This window comes from Herbaspirillum aquaticum (genome assembly GCF_002213425.1).
In the GTDB taxonomy this organism is placed as follows: Bacteria; Pseudomonadota; Gammaproteobacteria; order Burkholderiales; family Burkholderiaceae_D; genus Herbaspirillum; species Herbaspirillum aquaticum.
On sequence record NZ_NJGV01000026.1, the window covers coordinates 43,520 to 65,083 of the forward strand.

The 21,564-nt window shown below is 63.7% G+C and carries 19 protein-coding genes; 11 read left to right on the forward strand and 8 right to left on the reverse strand.

Annotation, left to right across the window (positions count from 1 at the left end; genetic code table 11):
- The first annotated feature begins 347 nt into the window (after window positions 1-347).
- Complete coding sequence (locus tag CEJ45_RS21435) at window positions 348-1,895, forward strand: methyl-accepting chemotaxis protein (protein WP_088757090.1); 1,548 nt, start codon at window positions 348-350, stop codon at window positions 1,893-1,895.
- Window positions 1,896-1,981: 86 nt separating this feature from the next.
- On the opposite strand, the gene CEJ45_RS21440 is transcribed toward CEJ45_RS21435, so the two are convergent.
- Window positions 1,982-2,614: a response regulator transcription factor gene (locus CEJ45_RS21440; RefSeq protein ID WP_034337633.1), complete on the reverse strand. Its 633-nt coding sequence runs from the start codon at window positions 2,612-2,614 to the stop codon at window positions 1,982-1,984.
- Between the two features lie 316 nt (window positions 2,615-2,930).
- Here CEJ45_RS21440 and hpaC point away from each other — a divergent pair, with 316 nt between their 5' ends.
- Window positions 2,931-3,488, forward strand: coding sequence for a 4-hydroxyphenylacetate 3-monooxygenase, reductase component (hpaC, locus tag CEJ45_RS21445; RefSeq protein ID WP_088757091.1), 558 nt, complete (start codon window positions 2,931-2,933; stop codon window positions 3,486-3,488).
- Window positions 3,489-3,632: 144 nt separating this feature from the next.
- Here hpaC and CEJ45_RS21450 read toward each other — a convergent pair whose 3' ends face one another.
- Window positions 3,633-4,529, reverse strand: a complete 897-nt coding sequence (locus CEJ45_RS21450; RefSeq protein ID WP_088757092.1) for a LysR family transcriptional regulator — start codon at window positions 4,527-4,529, stop codon at window positions 3,633-3,635.
- Window positions 4,530-4,623: 94 nt separating this feature from the next.
- On the opposite strand from CEJ45_RS21450, the gene CEJ45_RS21455 reads away from it, so the two are divergent.
- On the forward strand, window positions 4,624-5,406 hold the full coding sequence (locus CEJ45_RS21455; protein WP_088757126.1) for an NAD(P)H-dependent oxidoreductase: 783 nt from the start codon (window positions 4,624-4,626) through the stop codon (window positions 5,404-5,406).
- 117 nt (window positions 5,407-5,523) lie between these two features.
- Here the strand turns inward: CEJ45_RS21455 and CEJ45_RS21460 are convergent, their stop codons facing one another.
- From CEJ45_RS21460 to CEJ45_RS21475, 4 genes are all read right to left on the reverse strand, one after another.
- The gene (locus tag CEJ45_RS21460) at window positions 5,524-6,492 is read right to left on the reverse strand and encodes a PDR/VanB family oxidoreductase (protein WP_088757093.1); all 969 of its coding nucleotides are present in this window, start codon (window positions 6,490-6,492) and stop codon (window positions 5,524-5,526) included.
- 49 nt (window positions 6,493-6,541) lie between these two features.
- Entirely contained in the window at window positions 6,542-7,042 is a 501-nt protein-coding gene (locus tag CEJ45_RS21465; RefSeq protein ID WP_088757127.1) for an aromatic-ring-hydroxylating dioxygenase subunit beta, read from the reverse strand.
- Window positions 7,043-7,047: 5 nt separating this feature from the next.
- Window positions 7,048-8,334, reverse strand: coding sequence for an aromatic ring-hydroxylating oxygenase subunit alpha (locus tag CEJ45_RS21470; protein WP_088757094.1), 1,287 nt, complete (start codon window positions 8,332-8,334; stop codon window positions 7,048-7,050).
- A gap of 80 nt (window positions 8,335-8,414) precedes the next feature.
- Window positions 8,415-9,581 carry an amidase family protein gene (locus CEJ45_RS21475; RefSeq protein ID WP_088757095.1) on the reverse strand — a complete coding sequence of 389 codons (1,167 nt, stop codon included), beginning with the start codon at window positions 9,579-9,581 and terminating at the stop codon, window positions 8,415-8,417.
- 336 nt (window positions 9,582-9,917) lie between these two features.
- Between CEJ45_RS21475 and CEJ45_RS21480 the strand changes: the two genes are divergently transcribed.
- The gene (locus CEJ45_RS21480) at window positions 9,918-10,847 is read left to right on the forward strand and encodes a LysR family transcriptional regulator (RefSeq protein ID WP_088757096.1); all 930 of its coding nucleotides are present in this window, start codon (window positions 9,918-9,920) and stop codon (window positions 10,845-10,847) included.
- A gap of 111 nt (window positions 10,848-10,958) precedes the next feature.
- Here CEJ45_RS21480 and CEJ45_RS21485 read toward each other — a convergent pair whose 3' ends face one another.
- Entirely contained in the window at window positions 10,959-12,017 is a 1,059-nt protein-coding gene (locus CEJ45_RS21485) for a porin (RefSeq protein WP_088757097.1), read from the reverse strand.
- A 338-nt stretch (window positions 12,018-12,355) separates the two neighbouring features.
- Window positions 12,356-13,897, reverse strand: a complete 1,542-nt coding sequence (locus CEJ45_RS21490) for a PAS domain-containing sensor histidine kinase (RefSeq protein ID WP_088757128.1) — start codon at window positions 13,895-13,897, stop codon at window positions 12,356-12,358.
- Window positions 13,898-14,123: 226 nt separating this feature from the next.
- On the opposite strand from CEJ45_RS21490, the gene CEJ45_RS21495 reads away from it, so the two are divergent.
- The 7 genes from CEJ45_RS21495 (at window position 14,124) to CEJ45_RS21525 (ending at window position 21,536) form a co-directional block, all read left to right on the forward strand.
- Complete coding sequence (locus CEJ45_RS21495) at window positions 14,124-15,284, forward strand: acyl-CoA dehydrogenase family protein (protein WP_088757098.1); 1,161 nt, start codon at window positions 14,124-14,126, stop codon at window positions 15,282-15,284.
- Window positions 15,285-15,337: 53 nt separating this feature from the next.
- Complete coding sequence (locus CEJ45_RS21500; RefSeq protein WP_034334415.1) at window positions 15,338-15,709, forward strand: hypothetical protein; 372 nt, start codon at window positions 15,338-15,340, stop codon at window positions 15,707-15,709.
- A gap of 2 nt (window positions 15,710-15,711) precedes the next feature.
- Complete coding sequence (locus CEJ45_RS21505; RefSeq protein ID WP_088757099.1) at window positions 15,712-16,455, forward strand: SDR family NAD(P)-dependent oxidoreductase; 744 nt, start codon at window positions 15,712-15,714, stop codon at window positions 16,453-16,455.
- 94 nt (window positions 16,456-16,549) lie between these two features.
- The gene (locus CEJ45_RS21510; RefSeq protein WP_088757100.1) at window positions 16,550-17,725 is read left to right on the forward strand and encodes an ABC transporter substrate-binding protein; all 1,176 of its coding nucleotides are present in this window, start codon (window positions 16,550-16,552) and stop codon (window positions 17,723-17,725) included.
- Window positions 17,726-17,858: 133 nt separating this feature from the next.
- Window positions 17,859-18,893: a branched-chain amino acid ABC transporter permease gene (locus tag CEJ45_RS21515; protein WP_088757101.1), complete on the forward strand. Its 1,035-nt coding sequence runs from the start codon at window positions 17,859-17,861 to the stop codon at window positions 18,891-18,893.
- A 44-nt stretch (window positions 18,894-18,937) separates the two neighbouring features.
- On the forward strand, window positions 18,938-20,797 hold the full coding sequence (locus tag CEJ45_RS21520; RefSeq protein WP_206601761.1) for a branched-chain amino acid ABC transporter ATP-binding protein/permease: 1,860 nt from the start codon (window positions 18,938-18,940) through the stop codon (window positions 20,795-20,797).
- A complete protein-coding gene (locus tag CEJ45_RS21525; protein WP_034334426.1) occupies window positions 20,787-21,536 on the forward strand; it encodes an ABC transporter ATP-binding protein in 750 nt (249 codons plus the stop codon). The genes CEJ45_RS21520 and CEJ45_RS21525 overlap by 11 nt, the downstream gene beginning before the upstream one ends.
- The last annotated feature ends 28 nt before the right edge of the window (window positions 21,537-21,564 follow it).

Genomic DNA, 21,564 nt, shown 5'->3' on the forward strand with positions numbered 1-21,564 from the left:
CCACGGAGGCCACCGCTGCCAGAAGCCACCCGGCCCGGTCCGCCATCGCATCCGCACCACAACATTTAATGTTTTACATTGCATAATGTTTCCGCCAGGCTATTTTGGTCTATCCTTGTCTGGCAAGGGTTTGCGGATTGCGTTGCCGTAACGGCATACCATGTTTCTTGATTTTGATATGGTCGCCGTGGCGGTGCGCTCCTAGAATCGAGCGCATGGCAGGGCGGCGTTACCGAACGGCAAGGGCTGGCACCGGTCTTGCTGTGGGCATCAGGGGGCACACCGGACGGCTGGGGAAAGTCCGTCTTCGGGGGCCATACACAACATGGTGGGATGGGAAGAAGCAAATGATCAAGAACATACGTATCGGCTCGCGCCTGGGGGCGGGATTCGCCGTGGTGCTGGTGTTTTCCATGGTGGTGGCGGCGGTGGGCATCTGGCGCCTCAAGACGGTGGCGCAGCAGACGCAGCAGATGATGGACGTGCCGCTGAAGACCGAACGCCTGGTCTCGCAATGGAACACGCTGCTGCTCATCGCCATCCAGCGCACCACCACCGTGGTCAAGAGCCGCGATCCCGAACTGGAAGCCTTCCTGGCCAAGGAAGCCGCTGCCTCCAGCAAGGAGTCCGCGCAGACCCTGAAGGACGTCGAGCAACTGCTCACCAGCGAGGAAGAGAAGAAGCTCTTCGCGGCCATCAACGCGGCGCGCAAGCAGTTCCTTGCCATCCGCGACCAGATCTATGCCGCCAAGAAGGAGGGTGATGCCGCCAAGGTGGACCAGCTCTACCAGCAGCAATACGTGGGCATCGCCAACAATACCCAGGGAGCGATGCGCTCCTTGCTGGATTTCGAACGGGCGCGCATCGATGAGATCTCTGCCGACATCCAGAGCGATGCGGCCAGCAGCCAGTGGCAGATCTTCGCACTGGAAGCCGTGATCCTGGCCTGCGGCATTGCCTTCGCGCTGCTGCTCACGCGCAGCATCACCCGCCCGGTGCACGCGGCGCTGGCCATTTCGCAGCGCGTGGCCGCCGGCGACCTGACCTCGCGTGCCCAGCCCATGGGCCAGGATGAACTGGGCCAGCTGGTGGCCTCGCTGCAGGGCATGAGCGAACGCCTGCATGGCGTGGTTTCCACCGTGCGCCTTGGGGCCGACAGCATTGCAGTGGCCTCCGGAGAGATCGCCAATGGCAACCTCGACCTTTCGGCCCGCACTGAAGAGCAGGCCGGTGCGCTCGAAGAGACGGCTGCCTCCATCGAGCAGCTTACCTCCAGCGTGCGCACCAATTCCGAAAACGCCCACCAGGCCAATGACCTGGTCAAGTCGGCGGCTTCCATCGCGGGGCAGGGTGGCCAGGTGATGCAGGAGCTCATCGACACCATGGGCAACATCAATGCCTCTTCGCGCAAGATCGTCGACATCATCGGCGTGATCGATGGCATCGCCTTCCAGACCAACATCCTGGCACTCAACGCGGCCGTGGAAGCAGCGCGTGCGGGCGAGCAGGGCCGTGGCTTCGCGGTGGTGGCTTCCGAAGTGCGCGCCCTGGCGCAGCGCTCGGCCTCGGCCGCCAAGGAGATCAAGCAGTTGATCGATGATTCGGTGTCCAAGGTCGATGCCGGCAGCGCACTGGTGGAACGGGCCGGCAAGACCATGCAGGAAGTGGTGGGCAGCGTGCAGGGCGCGCATGCGCTGGTAGGCGACATCAGCACCGCCAGCCGCGAGCAGGCCGAAGGCATCCACCAGGTCAACCAGGCCGTGGGGCAGATGGACGGGGTGACCCAGCAGAACGCGGCACTGGTGGAGCAGGCGGCTGCAGCAGCGAAGTCGCTGGAAGACCAGGCGGCGCAATTGAAGCGCGCCGTGGCCTTCTTCGCCTTGCAGGCAGCGTAGGCCGATCGGGCGCAGCGGGAAATATCGGAGGGGGCCGCAGCATGCTGCGGCCCTTTTCATGCAGGCTCAGGAACGATCAGAAAGAATCAGGCCGCCTTGAGAAATTCCGGCCCGAAATCCATCAGCACGTCGCGCACCAGCGTGGCCGTGCTCTGGCAGCCCAGCTTGTCCTTGACGCTGGCGCGATGCACGTCCACCGTCTTGACGCTGATGTTGAGGTCGCGTGCGATGAGCTTGCTGGACTGGCCCATGATGACCTTCTCCAGGATTTCGCGTTCGCGTGCGGTGAGGGTCTTGAGGCGCGCCTTGAGCTGCTGGCGGCGCTCGCGGGCCTGCATGTTGCCGGCCACGTTCTTGAGCGTCATCTGGATGCGCTCCAGCATCTGTTGCGAGTTGTAGGGTTTTTCCAGGAAGTCGACCGCGCCATTGTGCAGGGCGCGTACCGACATGGGAATGTCGCCATGGCCCGAGACGAAGATCACGGGGATGTCGGCGCCGATTTCCTTCAAGCGATCCTGCAGCTGGAAGCCGCTGATTTCAGGCATGCGCACGTCCAGGATCAGGCAGGACAGGCTGTTGGCGTCATAGGCCTTCAAGAAGGCCTCGGGGCCATCGAAGCATTCGGTCCGGATATTGACCGAGCTCAGCAGCCAGGCCAGCGAAGTCCGAACGGCTTCATCATCATCGACGATGTAGACCACCGGCGGGTTGGTTTCCATCTGCACTCCTCGTCTCGTCAAAATGGTGCCGGCTTGCACCGGCGCTATTTCCGACCCTCTCGATTTCTTGATGGACTGGTCGGCACAAATCAACACGTCATGCTTTGACTTATGCAAAAAGCAGGCCTGAAATTCTTGGGATCAGCGACACTGTAACACCCCCATCCGGACGATGGTCTAGGTATTTTTACCTAGATCGTCTGCCGCAATCCCCTGTGGGGCGGGCGTGTGGCACGGATTGCCCGCACCATGGGCATGCCTTAACCTGCTGTCATCGAGCGCCGTGCTTCATCGGCGTGCATAACAGGGAGATCCCATGAGCACCACCGCCATCCAAAAAGAACCGCCCGCCGCACCTGTGGTGCGCGCGCCCCTTGCCCCCGAGCAACTGGAATTCCGCAATGCCATGGCACACCTGCCGGCCGCCGTGTCCATCATCACCACCGATGGCGAAGGCGGCCGTTGCGGCATCACCGCCTCGGCCGTCTGTTCGGTGACCGATACGCCGCCCACGATCCTGGTCTGCATCAATCGTGGCAGCGCCATGCATGACGTGTTCAAGAAGAATGGCCGGCTGTGCGTCAACGTCCTCTCGGACGAGCTGGAACAACTGGCCATGCATTTCTCCGGTGCCACCAAGGTCCCGATGGAAGAGCGCTTCGGCTGGGATATCTGGGAAGAACCCGGCGAACTGGGGCAGCCGGTGCTGGCCGATGCGCTGGTCAAGCTGCAGGGACGCATCCGCGAATTCAAGGAAGTGGGTACGCACTCGGTGATGTTCGTGGAGCTGGCCGAGGTCAAGGTCAATGAGAAGAAGGACAGCCTCATCTATTTCAATCGGCTGTTCCACAAGGTCAAGCGTACGGCCCTGTAAGATTCTTTCCCTGGAGTTAACGATGAATGCCGTTCAGCGCAATGCTGAACGGCATTCATGCTTTTACGGCGGTGTTTTTTCGTATTGAAAAGCCGTTCGGACTGATTAGGGCCTGTTCACAATTAACGAAATGTGTGGTGATGCTCATACAGAACTGGCGATATGCTCCCGCAGCCACTGATGCGCCGGGTCGCGATGAACCCGTTCATGCCAGAGCATGAACATCTCGAAGCCGGGGACTTCGATAGGCGCTTCCACCACTTTCAGCGCGGCATTGCCGTGCACCAGACGCGAAGGCAGCATCGCTACCAGATCGGTGTTGGTCAGGACTGCGGTGATAAACAGGAAGTGCGGTACTGACAGGGCGACCTTTCGCGTCACCCCCATTTCTGCCAGCACGGTATCGGTCACGCCGTGAAATCCTCCGCCATCCGAGGATACGATGACATGTTCCAACTTGCAGAACTGCGCCAGCGTCGGGCGTCGCTTCAACTTCGGGTGTCCAGCACGTCCGGCAAGTACGTAGCGTTCCGTGAACATTGGCAGACGGCGCAGTTCTGGTGGCGCCTCGGTGTCCGTGAGGAAGGCCAAGTCGATTTCTCCTTGTTGCATCTTTCTCGCCACCAGAGCGGGGGTAGTCTGAATCACGGCGAGGCGGGTCGCGGGCGCGGCCTTGCGTAGGCCGTCCAGGGCCGGCATCAGGATCGTGTACTCGCTGTAATCGAATGCCGCAGCGCGCCAGGTCTGTTGAGAATGGGCAGGATCGAAGGCAGTTGAGGGAGTCACGGCTTGTGCCAGGGCGGCCAAGGCCTGTTGCAGTGGTTCGCGCAGTTCTTCGGCGCGGGCGGTGGTACGCATGCCGCGTGGACCGGGCAGCAACAAGGGGTCACCGAAGAAGTCCCTCAATCGGGCCAGTTGCAGGCTGACGGTCGGTTGCGCCAAGTGCAGGCGCTCGGCCGCGCGGGTGACGTTGTGTTCGACCAGCAAGGCATCCAGTGTCACCAGAAGATTGAGGTCCAGTCGTCTCAGTGGATTGTCCATGGAAATACCTGAAATTTTGGAAATTAATTTCCAATATATCTTAGACAGGCCTATCGTGTGCTCATTGATTGACTTACTGATGGAGCATCCGCTGATGAACATTCTTCTTGTCTATGCCCACCCGGAGCCGCGTTCGCTCAATGGCTCGCTCAAGGATTTCGCTGTCCAGCGCTTGCAGCGAGGTGGACATGTCGTCCAGGTATCCGATCTCTATGCAATGCAGTGGAAGGCTGCACTGGATGCAGAAGATAACACTGCATTACAGCCGGGCGTACGTCTGGATGTCTCTCTGAACTCCAGGCAGGCTTTCGAGAACGGCACCCAAAGCGCCGACATTGCACGCGAGCAGGAAAAGCTGCGCTGGGCAGACGCTGTCATCCTGCAATTTCCACTGTGGTGGTTCTCATTGCCCGCCATCCTCAAGGGATGGGTTGAGCGGGTATATGCCTATGGTCTCGCCTACGGCGTTGGCGAGCATTCCGATACGCATTGGGGGGATCGTTACGGAGAAGGCCGGTTTGCCGGAAAGCGTGCGATGCTGGTGGTGACCACCGGCGGATGGGAATCGCATTACGGGCCGCGCGGCATCAACGGTCCGATCAATGACATCCTGTTCCCGATCCAGCATGGCATCCTGTTCTATCCGGGATTTGACGTACTGCCCCCGCATGTGATCTACCGCACGAGCAAGATCGATGAGGTCGGATTCGCACAGGTCTGCGAGGCGCTGGGACAGCGGCTGGACGCACTCGGGACGACAGCGCCCATCCCTTTCCGCAAGCAGAACGCTGGAGACTATGAGATACCCGCGCTGACGTTGCGCCCGGAGATCGAACCGGGGCGAGAGGGGTTGGGTATCCATCTCCTGCGCGGCTAGTCGCGCAGCGACGTATCGAAGACGCTCCCCTCTGGGCGCCGTCGATACGCGGCCAAGCCGCTACCCAGTCCGAACGGTTGTCTGAAAAAAGAAAATGGAGAGAAGGTAAAGCAGTGCTCAGAGATCCAGCACCAGCATCCCCGACCTGGCCCGCGAGACACAGGTGCAGATCTGGTCATTGGCCGCCTTCTCCTTCTTGGAGAGGCAATTGTCGCGATGATCCGGCTCGCCCTCCAGCAGCGGCACCACGCAGGTGCCGCAGATGCCCTCGCGGCAGGAGGTATCGATGACGATGCCCTCGCGCGCCAGGATATCGACGATGGGAATGCCCACCGGGATCTGCACCACCTTGCCCGAGCTGGCCAGCTTCACTTCGAAGGCGCCATCGCCGCCGGCAGCACCGTCGGCAGAAGCGGCCGGGGCCACCGGTGCGGCGAAGTGTTCCAGGTGGATGGCATCCTCGCTGCGGCTGGCCGCGGCACACTTGACCACCGCATCCATGAAGGGGGCGGGGCCGCAGGTGTAGACGTGGGCTTCCCTGCTGCCGGCTTCCAGGCAGGCCGTCAGGTAATGCTCCATTTGCGCCGGCATGACCGCGTAGTGGAAACGCACCTGCGCGGCGAAGGGCGCGTTTTCCAGCAGGTCGGCAAAGGCCGCATGTTCGCGCGCGCGCACGAAGTAATGCAGCGTGAAAGGTTTCTGTTCGGCCCACAGGCGATAGGCCATGGCCAAGAGCGGCGTCACGCCGATGCCCGCGCCAAAGAGCAGGTGTTCCGGTGCGCTGCTGTCGAGGGCGAAGAGATTGCGGGGCGTGCCCACTTCCAGTTCCGTGCCGGCCCGCACGGCATCGTGCAGGGCCGCTGAACCGCCCCGCGAGGCGGGTTCGCGCTTGACCGCGATGGTGTAGCCGCAGCGGTCTTCGAGCGGACCGCACAGCGAGTATTGGCGCATGATCCCGGTCGGCCCGGTGACGTCGATGTGGGCCCCCGGCTCGTAAGCCGGCAGCGGGGCGCCATCGGCGCGCACCAGGCGGAAGGAACGGATGTCGCCGGTTTCGTCGGTAACGGTGTCTACGATCAGTTTCATGAGGCCAATACTCGTCGGTTCATTTCAATTGCGAATGTGCGCTGCGCGCTCAGAGCAGGAAGCCCAGGGCGTTGAGGCTATCCATGGAGTTGATCAGGCGGATCACCTTCTGCTCGATCTTCGGACCCTGGGGCGTGAAGCGCAGGCGATGCGTGACGTTGGCCACGAACATCGTATGCTGCTGGCGCTTGTAGCCCACCAGGACCTGCGCCGAGGTGATCTCCACCAGCTCCTCCGACAGGTGCACCGGCACGAAGCGCGACACGGTACGCACGGTCGCAGCCGCATCCACGGCCGACATCGCGTGACCCGAGGTCAGGCGCTCGATGCGGATCTTGCGCATGTGGGCATTGTCGTAGGCGTAGTTCAGCGTGGCTGCGTAATCGGTGGTGTCGGGATCGATGGGCACCACGTAGTAGCCATCGTCGGTCCACAGGGCTTGCCAGGCGGCATAGTCCTTCTTGTCCAGCAGTTCAGCTTCTTTCCAGATGAAGGCGATGGCACGCGCCATGGGCGCGGGGATGCCTTGCAGGGTGTCTTGTTGGTTCATGGTGATCATTTCTCCATCATCTTTTTCCACATGGCATAGGCTTCGCGCATGCCGGTTTCATCGGTCGAGTGCGACACCTTGTCGCCGTTGTCGTCCACCCACTCACGGTTCAGGCCACGGTTGACCAGGATGGGCGCATCGCGGCCGGCGTGCGAACCGGCCTGCACGCGTTCCCAGGCTTCGGCATCGTCGGGGCTGCCGAAACCGAACGGACCCTGGAAGTGCTCGTGGATGCGCAGGCGTTCGCGGTTGGCGATCTCGGGGCCGCCGTCCATGCCCAGGGCCACGTGGCGGATCTGGGTCTCGCCCACCGACACCGGATGCAGCACCCGGAAGAAGGACATCGACATGGCCACGTTGGGGAACAGGTTCAGGTTGAAGCCGGCGCCGTGCAGCGAGCGCACGATGCGGCGCACCTGTTCGGGCGGCATGGTCTTGGAGAGTTCTTCGGTGACGTGGGCGAAGCGCTCCTGCAGTTGTTCGCTGCCATCATCCACATCCAGGTCCACGTGTTCCGGCACCATGATCATGACGCTGTGGCCATTGCCCAGCGAGCGGGTGATGGACTGGTCATCGGTCATGAAGGAGAGCATCTCGGAAGTTTCTTCATCGACCGACGACAGGAAGGTCTTGTGCACCACCGGGAAGTGATAGCCGTCCGTGGTGTTCTCCAGCTGGATCTTCCAGTTGCCCTTGAAGCTGAACTTGTGCTCGCCCTGCACCTTCACGGGGAAGCCCGCGCCTTGCTTCATGAACAGGTCGATCCACTTCTTGGCATGGCCGAGGAAGTCCGACAGCGGTTCGATCTCCTGGTTGAAGGAGGCGAAGATCATGCCGTTGTAGCTTTCCGCACGCAGGCTCTGCAGGGGCAGGTCGGCCTTCTCGATAACGTCTTCGTAGCCTTCCGGATAGGGCAGGCCGCGCAGCTTGCCGTCCAGGCCATAGGACCAGCTGTGGTAAGGACAGGTGAAACCGGTGGCATTGCCCTTGTGCTTTTCGCAGACGGTGGCGCCACGGTGGCGGCAGCGGTTTTCCAGCACGTTGATCTTGCCGGTCTTGTCTCGCACCACGATCACCGGCTGGCGGCCGATCTGGGCGGTCTTGAAGTCGCCCGGATTCTTGATCTCGCTTTCATGGGCGACCCAGATCCAGGTCTTGTAGAAGATCTTGTCCATCTCCGCTTCGAAGATGGCCGGATCGGTGTAGAGCGAAGGGTCCACCACCGCATCCTGTACCAGGTCGGCATAGGATGAATCGGTCTTGCGCGGGTGGAAGCGTAGCGGTGCGTTCATGGCTTTCTCCAGTGGCTTGCAGTCGTTGTCAGTGTTGATGTGGCGAGCTTGATGCGGTCAATGCGTGATCCGCGTGGTGGTCATTGCCGTTGCTTGAGTACCTGTTCCAGGTGCAGGCCCAGTGCGCAGATGCGTTCGTCATCCCCCTTGCGGCCGACCAGTTGCAGTCCGGCCTTGAGCGGGCTGCCGGCAATCGCCACCGGGATGCTCAGGGCCGGATGGCCGGACAGGTTGAAGGGCCGCACCAGCGAGGACAGCATCAGCACCGAGGCGCCCTGGCGGATCGCCTCCAGCGTTGGTGGCAGCGACGGCAGGGTCGGCAGCAGCAGCGCATCGGCGTCAGTCAGCGCGGCGTCGACTTCGGCGCTGAAGGCGGCACGCACGGCTTCGGCCTGGGCCACGGCTTCATCGGTGGTGGCGGCTGCGGCCGCCAGGCGCTTCTCGATATCGGCGCCCAGTTTGCCCAGGCCGAGCAGGTGGCCGAAGGCATCGTGCGTCTCGCGGTTGATGAGGGTCATGCCGGCTTCGAAGGCGGGCTGCATGTACTGCGGGGGCCAGGCGTCGCCCGTCCAGCCGCTGGCGGCGAAGGCGGCGGCCACTGCTTGCGCGATCCCGGGATCGGCCTGCACGGTCACCAGTTTGACGCGGGCCTGTGCTGCCGCTGCGGTAGCGGCAGCGCGGTCAAAACCGGGCGCGATGCTGGCCATGGCGCTGATGATGAGGTCCATGCTGCGCGCAAAGGGGCCTACGCAATCCAGGCTGCTTACCGCCGGATAGGCGCCGGCGCGGCTGACGCGGCCGAAGGTCGGCTTGAAACCAATCACGCCGCAGCAGGCCGCGGGCAGGCGGATCGAGCCGCCGGTATCGCTGCCGATGGACACATCCACCAGCCCCGCGCCCACGGCCGAGGCCGAGCCGCTGGAAGAACCGCCGGTCATGCGGCTGGCATCCTGCGGATTGACGGCAGTGCCGTTCCAGTCATTGATGCCGGTCATGCCATAGGCCAGCTCGTGCATGTTGGCACGTGCGGTGATCTGCCAGCCGGCGTCGAGCAGCTTCCTGACCACGTCGGCGTGGGCCGTGGCCGGCGGCGCATCGGCCAGGGCGGCGCTGCCACCGCAAGTGGGCTGGCCGGCGATGTCGATGCAATCCTTGATGGCCACCGTGGGGCCGCTGCCGCCGAGGTGAAAACGCGAGAGCAGGGCGTTGCCGGTGCCGGGGACGGTGCGCGGGGAAGTGTGGCTCATCCTGCCGCTCCCAGGCAGGCAATGCGGGCCTGTTGCTGCAGGGCGGCGAGGGCCGCCTGGCCGTTGCGCTTGCGCGGCGTCGGCGAGGGAGATGAAGAAATTGGCTGAGGGCTCATCGCGCATCCGTTCAAATGGGGCCGACCAGGCTGGCAATCCACGTCGGGCGCGGCATGCAGGCGGTTTCCTTGGCTGATGTGAAGCATTCTAAAAGTCGCCTTAAAATAGATCAAATTGATGTAAAATATTTTTCACATAAGCGGCATGGATAGTGATCGCCGCTTTCCCTGATTTGACTCATCGGGCCCAGGCCCCGCGCGACCCCATCCGGAGACTGCTATGGCGACCTTCAACAACATGGACCTGAACCTGCTGCGCGTCTTCCAGGCCATTGCCGACGAACGCAGCCTGACCCTGGCCGGCAACCGCCTGCACCTGTCGCAGCCCGCTGTGAGCTATGCGTTGGGCCGGCTGCGCCAGATCTTTGACGACCCGCTCTTCATCCGCACCAAGGAGGGCATGCAGCCCACCCCGGCGGCGCTGGAACTGGCCAAGCCCATCAACCGCGCGCTGCAGGCGGTGCAGGATGCGCTGCGCTACACCGAGCGTTTCGACCCGGCCGCCAGCACGCGCGTCTTTCGCGCCTCGATGACGGACGTGGCCGAGATGATGTTCCTGCCGCAGCTGTGCGAACTGCTGACCGCGCAGGCCCCGCATACGCGCCTGCAGGTGGAGCAGGTACCGCCGGCGCACCTGGAAGAAGCGCTGCGCACCGGCCAGCTCGACTTCGCCTTCGGCAACCTGCCGGCGCTCAAGGCGGTGACCTGTCACGAACAGCTGTTCCGCGAAACCTATGTCTGCATGATGCGCAAGCGCCCGGCACTGCCTGCGCGGGAACAACTGGAGCTCGACGAATTCCTGGCGCTCTCGCACGTGCTGGTGGAGTCGGCCGAGAGCAGCCATCACCAGGTCGAGAACGCGTTCCGCAACCTCGGCGTGCAGCGCAAGATCAGCCTGTCGATTCCGCACTTCACGGTGCTGCCGCGCATCCTCGGCAAATCCGACCTGGTGGCCACCGTGCCGGCGCGCATCGCCAAGCTGTTCCACAGCGAGCATCCGGACGTGTTCCTTTCCTACGAACTGCCGGTCAAGCTGCCGGCGGTGGATATCACCCTGCACTGGCATCCGGCCTTCGATGCCGACGCCGGCAATACCTGGCTGCGCCAGATCGTCATCGACATGCTGCAGAGCTACGGCCGCAGCAGCTGATCCATCTCGCCGCAAAGCAGAAGGCCCGCCACTGCGGCGGGCCGTTCTCTCCTGCGTGCGGGACGGCCACCGGATGTCGGCAGCGGCCGTCCCTCCTCAAGTAGCCCGTTCTCAGAACCGGTGACGCATGCCCAGGCGGACGGCCGTCTGGTTGCCGGTCGACGACTGGATGCCGCCACCGAAGACCGGATAGGCGTTGTAGCCCTTGTCGCGGTCATAGACGGCGCCCACGTAGAGGTCGGTGCGCTTGGAGATCTTGTAGTCCACCGTCGCCACCAGTGCCTGGGCATTGCCCACGCCCTGGTTGCGCTTCTGGAACTGGTAAGCGGCAGCCAGATCCCACAGCGGCGTCAATGCATAGACCGTGCCCAGTTCATAAGTGGTGGCCTTGGCGCCGGTGCCGGTGTTCTTGACCTGGGTGATCACGCCGAAGGGGGTGAAGGCACCGATCTGGTAACGCGCACCGCCACCGTAGATGCGGGTGGCCGCGCTGCCGGTGCTGTTCTTGATGTCGGTGTAGGCCAGGCCGCCGCTGAAGGCGCCGCTGTCGTACTGGCCGAGGGCGCTGACGGTACGTCCGGCATTGCTGTTGCCCGCCACCTCACCCATGCCCAGCATGGCGCCAAAGCTGAAACCACCGAGCTTGGCGCTGTTGACCTTGATGGAATTGTTGGTGCGGTCCCCCGCATAGATGTGGTTGTTCAAGGCCGTGCCGTGCGCGGCATCGGCGTGCAGGCCCCAGCCGAAGGAGCCGGCCGGCGAGAGCGCGCCCATCGCATACTGGCCACCGATGTTGGCCATGAAGTCGTACTGGCGGCCCACGCTGATGGAGCCCAGTTCCTTGCTGCCCAGGCCGACGAAGGACTGGCGGCCGAAAATCAGGCCGCCCTGGCCCAGGCTGCCGTCATCGGCGCCGAAGCCGGTTTCCAGGGTGAAGAAGGCGTTCAAGCCACCGCCCAGGTCTTCGATGCCCTTGAAGCCGATGCGGCTGCCTTGGGCAATGCCGCTGTCCATGCGCAGCAGCGAAGCGCTGCCGCCTCCGGTCTTGGGGGCGTTGGAATAATAGGTCAGGCCCAGATCGATCAGGCCATAGATGGAAACGCTGCTTTGTGCATGTGCCATCCCCGTGCCGGCCGCGAGCAAGGCGGCGGCCAGTAGTTTCTTCTTCATGTGACAAGGCTCCCTGTGGTGTTGCAGTGTGATGGTCGCGCAGCGTGCCGGGTGAGTCCGGTGCGCAGCGGCGAACGCAGCCTGGTGCGGTGGAGGTCTGCGTGGCGTGCATGACAAGTCGTCATGTGTGCCCATCATAGGAAGCGCATTTGCGCCAGATCAAATTGATGCAGCGGATAGATGGAATAAGCCCGATTCATGCATGTGGCAGATAAGTCCCCGACTCTCGAATCCGGTGCATGAATCCCCTGGTGGACGGGATAAACGTGCAGAACTTCACCACGCGAGTGCGCGCGATCACCAAGGCGGCGCGCCGTGTGGTGCGGCTAAAGGTATCTTTAGTTGTGGCGTTCCACCAACGGCAGCGTGAAGCAGAAGCGCGTGCCGCAGGTCTCTCCGGGCTGTGCCCAGATATCGCCGCGATGGCGCGCAATGATGTTCTTGCACAGCGCCAATCCGATCCCGTTGCCGCTGACCTTGGAAGAAAAGAAGCCATCGAAGAGCCGCTCGCGATGGCCGGCATCGATGCCGCGTCCCTCGTCGGCCACCGTCAGCAGGGCATTGCCGGCGCTGCGTGCGGTGCTGATGCGCACATGCCTTGCGCCCTCGGGAAAGGCCATCATTTCCTCGATGGCGTTGAAGGCGAGGTTCAAGATCACCTGGCCCACCAGCACCTTCTCGCAGCTCACCACCAGCGGCTGCGTGCCCGGTTCGATATGCAGGTGTACCTTGCCCTCGGCCGCCTTCATCTCGATGAACCAGCGCACTTCCTCCAGCACGGCATTGAGGTCGATCAGGCCTTCGCTCTGCTCCAGCCGTACCACGTATTCGCGCACGCTCTTGATGATGGTGGCGGCATGGTCGACCTGCCGTCCGGCGCTCTCCAGCCCCCACACGATCTGTCCGGCCTGCTCAAGCAGGGCCTCGCTCTGCTTGATGCGCAACACCGAGCCTTCGAGGAAATTGCGGATCGCCGCCAGCGGTTGCGACAGCTCGTGCGCGATGGCAGTGGCCATCTCGCCCATGGCATTGTGGCGCGCCAGGTATTCCAGCGAGGCCTGGTCGCGGCGGCGTGCTTCCTCCGCCTCGACCTGGTCGGTGATGTCGTGGAAATGCAGCAGGTGGCCCTTGAGGTCGTTCTCGATCTCGATGTAGCGGCACACCGCATGATGCCAGCGCACCGCTCCATCCTTGCGCAGGATCTGGTAGCGCAGCGGGAAGCTGATCGCATCCGGCAGCGCCAGCGTGAGCAGTTCCAGCAATTCATCGCGCGACTCCGGCAGGCATTGCTCGACGAAGTTCTTGGGCGGGTTCTGGCCCGGCCGCACGCCCAGCAGCTTGCGTCCGGCGTCGCTCAGGTATTCGATGCCGCCATCCGAACGCAGCACCGTCACGCCTTCGTCGGAGTCCTGCATGAATTCCTTGAGGCGGCTCTCCAGCTTCTTCATCTCGCGCCGGATCTGTTCCTCGCGCGCGATATCGCGGAACTGCACCATGATCACGTCACGCTCGGTCAGCGGCACCAGCGTGGCAATGGCCTCCGAAAGAATCTCGTCGCCGTTCTTGGCGCGGTAGCACCACTCCACCATGTTGCTGCCGTGGAGCACGGCATCGTGCAGCCACTTGCGGCCGATCTCGCGGCGGTATTCGTGCGACTGCCGGCTCATGTCCGGGGCTTTGAGCGGCAGCAGTTCTTCCAGCGTGAACCCCAGTACCTGGCAGGCCGAGGGATTGGCCCAGAGGATGGACTTGGTCTGGGCGTCATGCAGGATGATGCACATGGGCAGTGCTTCCATCATGCGGCGGAAATCGTCCAGCCCGAAGCGGATGCTGTCATCCGGCAGGGCAGGGGAAACTGGGGCAGCGGTTTGTTCTGGCATCGCTCGTCTCGGTGATTGCTTCATGATCTGCAGGCCGGTCTCGCCGCCAAGGATGAGTTCACGCATGGAAGTGCGCATCGGCGCTGCTTTGTGAAATGGGTTCTAGGGGTTTTCTTTAGAAAGCTTCACCTATTCCCCTAAAAAAGCTGCAGCGCTCCCGATTGAACCGGGATACGCCGCTCCCTACACTCGACTTCATTCTGATGCAAGCCACCTGGAGAATGCAATGTCCGTGATGGAGAACCCGGCCGCGCTGGCCGCCCGTGAAGAAGACGCCCTGGTCCCGCTGCTGGCCGAGATCCGCGCGCGCCGCGAGGAATTCGCCGCGCAACGTTTCGTGCCCAAGGATTTCATCGCGCAGTTGAAGAAGGTCGGCGTCTATCGCGCCGCCACCCCGCAATGCTTCGGCGGCAGCGGCCTCTCGCCGATGGGTTTCCTGCAGATGATCGAACGCATTTCCGTCGCCGACGCTTCGGTCGGCTGGGTCGCCAGCTTCGGTTCGGCCTCGGTCTACCTGGCCGCCCTGCCCAAGGAAACGCAAGCCAAGCTCTACGCCAAGGGCCCGGACCTGACCTTCGCCGGTGGCCTGTTCCCGCTGCAGCCGGCCGAGCAGGTCGAGGGCGGCTGGATGGTCAACGGTACCTGGAAATTCGGTAGCGGCTGCAAGGGCGCCGATATGCTGGGCGTGGGTATCGGCGCGGCCGTGCCTGGGCAGGCAGGCTCCAAGCCGCGCACCGCCGTGCTGCCGCCGGAGCAGGTCGAGATCATCGACAACTGGGACGTGATGGGCCTGGTCGGCACCGGCAGCCATGACCTCAAGGTCAGCCAGCAATTCGTCCCCGAGGAGTGGACCTTCATTCGTGGCGGTGTGCCCACCATCGATGAACCGCTGTATCGCTATCCGACCATCGCCTATGCGGCCCAGGTGCTGGCGGTGGTGAACCTGGGCGTGGGACGCGCCGCCATCGACGAGATCAACCAGATGTCCGGCGGCCGCGTGGCCATTACCGGTGCGCCCAAGCTGGCCGACCGTTCCTATGTGCGCATCGAGGTGGCCAAGGCCGAAGCGAAATTGCGTTCGGCGCGCGCTTTCCTCTACGACGCCACCAGCGAAGTCTGGCATTCCATCCTCGCCGGCAATCCCGTCACGCCCGAGCAGGTCAGCCTGCTGCGCCTGACCGCAGTCGAAATTGCCAAGGTCGGCAATGAAGTCACGCAGGCCATGTTCGGCCTGGCCGGCACCACTGCCATCTACAGCAACCACCCGCTGCAGCGTTACCTGCGCGATGCCGCCGTGGTCAAGCAGCACGCCTTCCTGGGCGAGGGCATCTATGACGGCGCCGGTGCGGTCACGCTGGGCGTGCCGCCGATGCCGGGCTTCCTGTAAGCCGTTGCGTCCTTTCTCTTTTTTGATTTCCAAGTTTTCAGCCCGGAGCCCTCATGAGCCAAGTCCCAAGCAATGATAAAGAACCGCTGCGCGTCCTCTTCTGTGTCGGCGTGACGCAAAACTTCTTCGACCTTCCCGCCACCGAGACCGGTCCGGTATGGCAGGCCTATGGCCAGATGATGACGGCGCTGGCCACCATGGACGGCATCAAGGTGCTGGGCACCATGGATGATGACCGCCTCATGGTGGGCAAGTCCGACGATGCCCCCTGGACCTTCTACATCATGGCCGACGTGGCCGACCTCGATACGGTGGTGGCGGCCTGCAACCTGTTCCGTACCACCATGGTCGGTGAACACCGCCTGTGGAAGTACGGCAAGATCGAAGCCCGCGTGGGCCGCGCCCTGATCATCCAGGGCGGCTGATCATGGACAAGAAGATTGCCCTGGTCACCGGTGCCGCACGCGGCCTCGGTGAAAGCATCGCGCGCAAGATGCACGCGGCCGGCTACAAGGTGGCGCTGGCCGACATCGACCTGGAGCAGGTCTCGGCAGTGGCCGCCAGTCTCGACGTGAGCGGCGCCACCGCCATGCCGCTGGCCCTGGACGTGCGCCGCAAGCCCGACTTCATCGCCGCCTGCGACGCCATCGAACTGCGCTGGGGCGGTGCTGCGGTGCTGGTCAACAATGCCGGCCGATCACGTGTGGCAGCCTTGATGGAGATCACTCCCGAGGAGTGGGACGAGGTCACCGCCATCAACATGAAAGGCACGTTTCTTGCGTGCCAGGTGTTCGGCAAACGCTTCGCCGATCGCGGCTACGGACGCATCATCAACATCGCCTCGCTGGCCGGGCAAAACGGCGGTACGGCCACCGGCGCGCACTATGCTGCGGCCAAGGGCGCGGTACTGACCCTGACCAAGGTCTTTGCCCGTGAACTCGCTGGCGCCGGGGTGACCGTCAATGCCATCTCGCCGGGTCCGCTGGACCTGCCGATCGTGCGCGAGATCGTGCCGGCCGACAAGCTGGCCGCGACCATCGCCACCATTCCGGTCAAGACGCTGGGCGAACCCGATTTCATCGCCGATGCGGTCCTGCTGCTGGCCTCGCCCGATGCGGGTTCGGCCACCGGTGCCTGCCTCGACATCAACGGCGGGCTCTACATGCGTTGATGAGGATCGGCCTGGTGCCGATGCCAGATTGCTGTCCAGATCGGTGGCGGCGTGGGGAAGCCCGCCATCATCTCAACCAACAAGGGAGAAACACATGCTGCACAAACGCCTGATTGCCACCGCCGCTACCGCCGTCCTGGCCACTGCCGGTACCCTCGCCAGCGTCGTCGGCAATCTTGCCATGGCCCAGGTCAAGGTCGGGGTCGTCACCTCCTCCACCGGGCCGGTCTCGCTGGTGGGCATTCCGCAAAAGAACACCGTGCCGCTGCTGCCGGCCAAGGCCGGTGACCTGAAGATCGAATACATCTCGCTGGACGACGCCAGCGATCCGACCAAGTCGGTCACCGAAGTCAAGAAACTGATTTCCGAATACAACGTCGATGCCATCATCGGCCCCAGCGGTTCACCCAATGCCATGGGCGTGATCTCCTTTGCGGCCGAAGCCGGCGTGCCCATGCTGGCCCCGGTGGGTACGGCAGCCGTGGTGCTGCCGATGACGGAGCAGAAAAAGTGGGTCTTCAAGACCACCCAGAACGACGACCTCATTGCCAACGCGCTGGTGGCGCAGATGGTCAAGACCAAGGTCAAGACGGTAGGCTTCATCACCATCAACGATCCCTTCGGCGAGAACTGGGCCAAGGTCTTTGGCGAACTGGCCGCCAAGAACAACATCAAGATCGTGGCCAACGAGCGCTACCAGCGCACCGATACGTCGGTCACCGCGCAGACCCTCAAGATTCTCGCGGCCAATCCGGATGCGGTGCTGGTAGCCGCCCCGGGCGCCGCCACCGTGCTGCCGCAGACCACGCTCTATGACCAGGGCTACAAGGGCAAGATGTACCAGACCCACGGCGCGGCCTTGCCGGCCTTCCTTCAGCTGGGCAAGAACAAGGTCGAGGGCACCATTCTCGCGGCCAGCCTGATGCTGGTGCTGCCGGAGATCGCCGACAGCAATCCGTCCAAGAAGGTGGCCACCGACTACATCGAAGCGTACAAGAAGATGTACAACGCCGTGCCTGCCACCTTCGGCGCCAACGTCTATGACGCCGGCCTGCTGCTGGAGAAAGCCATTCCCGTGGCCGCCAAGAAGGCCAAGCCGGGCAGCAAGGAATTCCGCGCCGCCCTGCGCGATGCACTGGAAAACACCAAGGAAGTGGTGGGCACCCAGGGCGTCTACAACATGAGCCCGGCGGACCACAGCGGCTTCGATGAACGCGGGCGCGAACTGATCACCGTCAAGGGTGGCAACTGGACCCTGCTCAAACCGTAAGGCCCTTGCCTGCTGCGCCGGCCCCGGCCTCCACGCCGGGCCGGCGCAGAGCCCCACCTCCACACGCATCCCGAACCTGGCGCGTCGTTCCCGGCTGGATGGCAGCGCGCGCCGGCTCCACAAGGAAGTCGCAATGAATCTCCAAATCGTGGCGCTGCTGGGACAGGACGGCATCACCAACGGCGCCATCTATGCGCTCTTGGCGCTGTCCATCGTCCTGGTCTTTACCGTCACCCGTATCCTCCTGATTCCGCAGGGCGAGTTCGTCTCCTTCGGCGCGCTCACCATGGGCATGATGCAGAACGGCCAGCCGCTCACCGTGGCCTGGCTGCTGGTGGCCATGTGCCTGGGCGCCTGTGCCTTCGATCTCTACGACATGTGGCGCGCCAGCCGCCGCCGGCCCAGCCTGTGGCTGCCGGCCAAGCTGGTGTATGCGGTGGTCGTGGCGGGCCTGGCCCTCAATCTCAATTTCTCCACCTTGCCCATGCTGGCGCAGATCGCCATGACCCTGCTGCTGCTGGTGCCGATGGGCCCGCTGATGTACCGCATGGCCTTCCAGCCCATTGCCTCGGCCTCGCCGCTGGTGCTGCTGATCGTCTCCATCGCCGTTCACGTGGCGCTGGTCGGCGTGGCATTGCTGGTGTTCGGCCCCGAAGGCGCGCGCACGGCGCCCTTCACCGAGGCCAGCCTGGAACTGGGCAGCCTGCGCTTTTCCAGCCAGGCGCTGTGGGTGATCTGCGTATCGCTGCTGCTCATCGTCGGACTGTTCCTGATGTTCGAGCGCACGCTCTATGGCAAGGCCTTGCGCGCTGCTGCGTTGAACCGCATGGGCGCGCGCCTGATGGGCATCTCGCCGGTGTTCGCGGGCAAGGCCATGTTCCTGCTGGCTTCACTCATTGGCGTGATGTCGGGCGTGCTGATCGCCCCCATCACCACCATCTACTATGACTCGGGCTTCCTGATCAGCCTGAAGGGCTTCGTCGGTTCCATCATCGGCGGGCTGGTCAGCTATCCGGTGGCGGCCATCGGCGCACTGGCCATTGGCCTCATCGAATCCTTCTCGACCTTCTGGGCCAGTGCCTACAAGGAAATCATCGTCTTCGTGCTGATCATTCCCATCCTGCTATGGCGTTCCCTGTCGACCCGTCACGTGGAGGAAGAAGAATGAAACCCGCCTCTTCCAATTCCTCCTCCAAGCCCTTGGTGGCACGCATGTCCTCGCGCGTGGCGCTGGCCCTGTTCGTGGTCCTGCTGGCAGTTGCCCCCTTCGTGCTGCCGCCGTTCACCATGACCTTGTTGAACAACATCGGCCTGGCTTCCCTGGTGGTGCTGGGGCTGGTGCTGCTGACCGGTGTGGCCGGCCTGACCAGCTTCGGGCAGGCGGCCTTCGTCGGTCTGGGAGCCTACTTCTCGGCGGCGCTGTCGGCCAAGATCCTGCCGCTGCCCGATGCACTGCTGTGGATGCAGTCGCCCTGGGTGGCCCTGGTGGTGGCCCTGGTGCTGACGGCCGTGCTGGCGTTTGCCGTGGGCAGCGTCACGCTCAAGCTCTCCGGCCACTACCTGCCGCTGGGCACCATCGCCTGGGGCATCAGCCTGTATTTCATCTTCGGCACGCTGGAGAGCATGGGCGGGCAGACCGGCATGTCGGGCATTCCCTCCATCACGTTCTTCGGCATCGCGCTCAGTTCTGACCGGGCGATGTTTGGCCTGATCTGGGTGGCCGTACTGCTGGGTGTGGCGGCCCTGAGCAATCTGCTGGACTCGCGCGAGGGCCGCGCCATCCGCGCGCTCAAGGGCGGCATCGTGATGGCCGAGGCCATGGGCATCGATACGGCACGCATGCGCATCGTGGTCTTCGTGATCGCCGCCGTCCTGGCAGCCCTGTCGGGCTGGCTGTACGTGCACATGCAACGCTTCGTCAATCCCTCGCCCTTCGGGCTGGGCTTTGGCATCGACTACCTGTTCATGGCGGTACTCGGCGGGGCCAGCCATGTGTGGGGCGCGGTGCTGGGCTCCACCTTGATCGTGGTGCTCAAGGAATGGCTGCAGGGCATCCTGCCGGTGGTGCTGGGGCGCTCGGGCAACTTCGAGACCATCGTCTTCGGACTCTTGATCGTGGTACTGCTGCAGCGTTCGCGCGATGGGCTGTGGCCTTACCTGGCTCGCCTGGTACCGGTGCGCAGCCGTCGGTTGGAGATCGACCCGCACGCCGAAGCGCTGCCGCGCCGCCCCATGCCTGCGCCGCAGGAGGTGGTGCTGGACGTGCGGGAGGTGACCCGCAAGTTCGGCGGCCTGGTGGCCAACAACAACATGAGCCTGAAAGTGATGGCCGGTGAAGTGCTGGCCCTGATCGGACCCAATGGTGCGGGCAAGTCCACGCTCTTCAACCAGATTTCCGGTGTCGATACACCGACCTCGGGCAGCGTGCAGTTCCGTGGCCACGAGGTCACCGGTCGCGGTTCGCGCCATATCGCCGGGCTGGGCATGAGCCGCAGCTTCCAGCACGTGCGCCTGATGCCGCGCATGACGGTGCTGGAGAACGTTGCCATCGGCGCCTACCTGCGTGGCCAGCGCGGCGTGCTGTCGTCGATGCTGCGTCTGGATCGCCAGGAAGAGGCGCGCATCCTGGCTGAAGCGGCACGCCAGATCGAACGTGTCGGATTGAAGGCGCAGATGTACGAACAGGCCGGCGCGCTGTCGCTGGGCCAGCAACGCATCCTGGAAATCGCCCGTGCCCTGGCCGCCGATCCCTGCCTGCTGTTGCTGGATGAACCCGCAGCGGGCCTGCGCCTGGGCGAGAAGCAGGCGCTGGGCGACCTGCTGCGCAAGCTGCGCAGCGAGGGCATGGCCATCCTGCTGGTGGAACACGACATGGATTTCGTGATGGAACTGGTGGACCGCATCGTGGTGATGGACTTCGGCCAGAAGATCGCCGAGGGCTTGCCCGAAGAGATCCAGAACAATCGCGCCGTGCTGGAAGCCTATCTGGGCGTGGCCGACGAGGAAGAGGGCGGCGCGGTTGAAGAAGGCGCGGGCAATGCCATCGCAGCAGGAGCACATCATGGGCAATAAGGTATTGGAAGTACGCGACCTGTCGGCGGCCTATGGCCGGGTGCAGGTGCTGTCGGGCATCGACCTGTCGGTGGAGCAGGGCAAGATCGTCACAGTGATCGGCCCCAACGGCGCGGGCAAGACCACGCTGCTCTCGGCCATCATGGGCGTGCTGCCCTCGCGCGGGGCGATGGCCTTTGACGGCACCATCCGCCACTCGCCCGAGGTCGAAGAGATGGTGGCGGCCGGCATGACCCTGGTACCGGAGAAGCGCGAGCTGTTCTCGGAGATGAACATCGAGGACAACCTGATGCTGGGGGCCTTCCAGCGCTATCGCACCGGCCAGCGCGACTACGCGGCGACGCTGGAAGAGGTCTATACGCTCTTCCCGCGCTTGCGTGAACGCCGCACGCAACAGGCCGGCACGCTCTCGGGCGGCGAGCGCCAGATGCTGGCCGTGGGCCGTGCGCTCATGGCCAAGCCGCGCCTGCTGATGCTGGACGAACCCAGCCTGGGGCTGGCACCGCTGATCGTGCGCGAGATCTTCCGCATCATCGCCGAGCTGCGCCGGCGGGGCGTTTCCATCCTGCTGGTGGAGCAGAACGCGCGCGCCGCGCTGCAGGTGGCCGACTATGGCTACGTGCTGGAGAACGGCGAGATCCGCATGCATGGCCCGGCCAGCCAGCTGGCCCATGACCGCCGCGTGATCGAGGCTTACCTGGGCTTGTCCGGCAAGCACCAGGACAAGCTGGCTGGCTGAACATTTTCCTGATTGATTGAGTGATTGA

Coding starts and splice junctions, on each gene's coding strand:
- CEJ45_RS21435 (WP_088757090.1), top strand. CDS start 348: ATGATCAAGAACATACGTATCGGCTCGCGCCTGGGGGCGGGATTCGCC.
- CEJ45_RS21440 (WP_034337633.1), bottom strand. CDS start 2,614: ATGGAAACCAACCCGCCGGTGGTCTACATCGTCGATGATGATGAAGCC.
- hpaC (WP_088757091.1), top strand. CDS start 2,931: ATGAGCACCACCGCCATCCAAAAAGAACCGCCCGCCGCACCTGTGGTG.
- CEJ45_RS21450 (WP_088757092.1), bottom strand. CDS start 4,529: ATGGACAATCCACTGAGACGACTGGACCTCAATCTTCTGGTGACACTG.
- CEJ45_RS21455 (WP_088757126.1), top strand. CDS start 4,624: ATGAACATTCTTCTTGTCTATGCCCACCCGGAGCCGCGTTCGCTCAAT.
- CEJ45_RS21460 (WP_088757093.1), bottom strand. CDS start 6,492: ATGAAACTGATCGTAGACACCGTTACCGACGAAACCGGCGACATCCGT.
- CEJ45_RS21465 (WP_088757127.1), bottom strand. CDS start 7,042: ATGAACCAACAAGACACCCTGCAAGGCATCCCCGCGCCCATGGCGCGT.
- CEJ45_RS21470 (WP_088757094.1), bottom strand. CDS start 8,334: ATGAACGCACCGCTACGCTTCCACCCGCGCAAGACCGATTCATCCTAT.
- CEJ45_RS21475 (WP_088757095.1), bottom strand. CDS start 9,581: ATGAGCCACACTTCCCCGCGCACCGTCCCCGGCACCGGCAACGCCCTG.
- CEJ45_RS21480 (WP_088757096.1), top strand. CDS start 9,918: ATGGCGACCTTCAACAACATGGACCTGAACCTGCTGCGCGTCTTCCAG.
- CEJ45_RS21485 (WP_088757097.1), bottom strand. CDS start 12,017: ATGAAGAAGAAACTACTGGCCGCCGCCTTGCTCGCGGCCGGCACGGGG.
- CEJ45_RS21490 (WP_088757128.1), bottom strand. CDS start 13,897: ATGCCAGAACAAACCGCTGCCCCAGTTTCCCCTGCCCTGCCGGATGAC.
- CEJ45_RS21495 (WP_088757098.1), top strand. CDS start 14,124: ATGTCCGTGATGGAGAACCCGGCCGCGCTGGCCGCCCGTGAAGAAGAC.
- CEJ45_RS21500 (WP_034334415.1), top strand. CDS start 15,338: ATGAGCCAAGTCCCAAGCAATGATAAAGAACCGCTGCGCGTCCTCTTC.
- CEJ45_RS21505 (WP_088757099.1), top strand. CDS start 15,712: ATGGACAAGAAGATTGCCCTGGTCACCGGTGCCGCACGCGGCCTCGGT.
- CEJ45_RS21510 (WP_088757100.1), top strand. CDS start 16,550: ATGCTGCACAAACGCCTGATTGCCACCGCCGCTACCGCCGTCCTGGCC.
- CEJ45_RS21515 (WP_088757101.1), top strand. CDS start 17,859: ATGAATCTCCAAATCGTGGCGCTGCTGGGACAGGACGGCATCACCAAC.
- CEJ45_RS21520 (WP_206601761.1), top strand. CDS start 18,938: ATGTCCTCGCGCGTGGCGCTGGCCCTGTTCGTGGTCCTGCTGGCAGTT.
- CEJ45_RS21525 (WP_034334426.1), top strand. CDS start 20,787: ATGGGCAATAAGGTATTGGAAGTACGCGACCTGTCGGCGGCCTATGGC.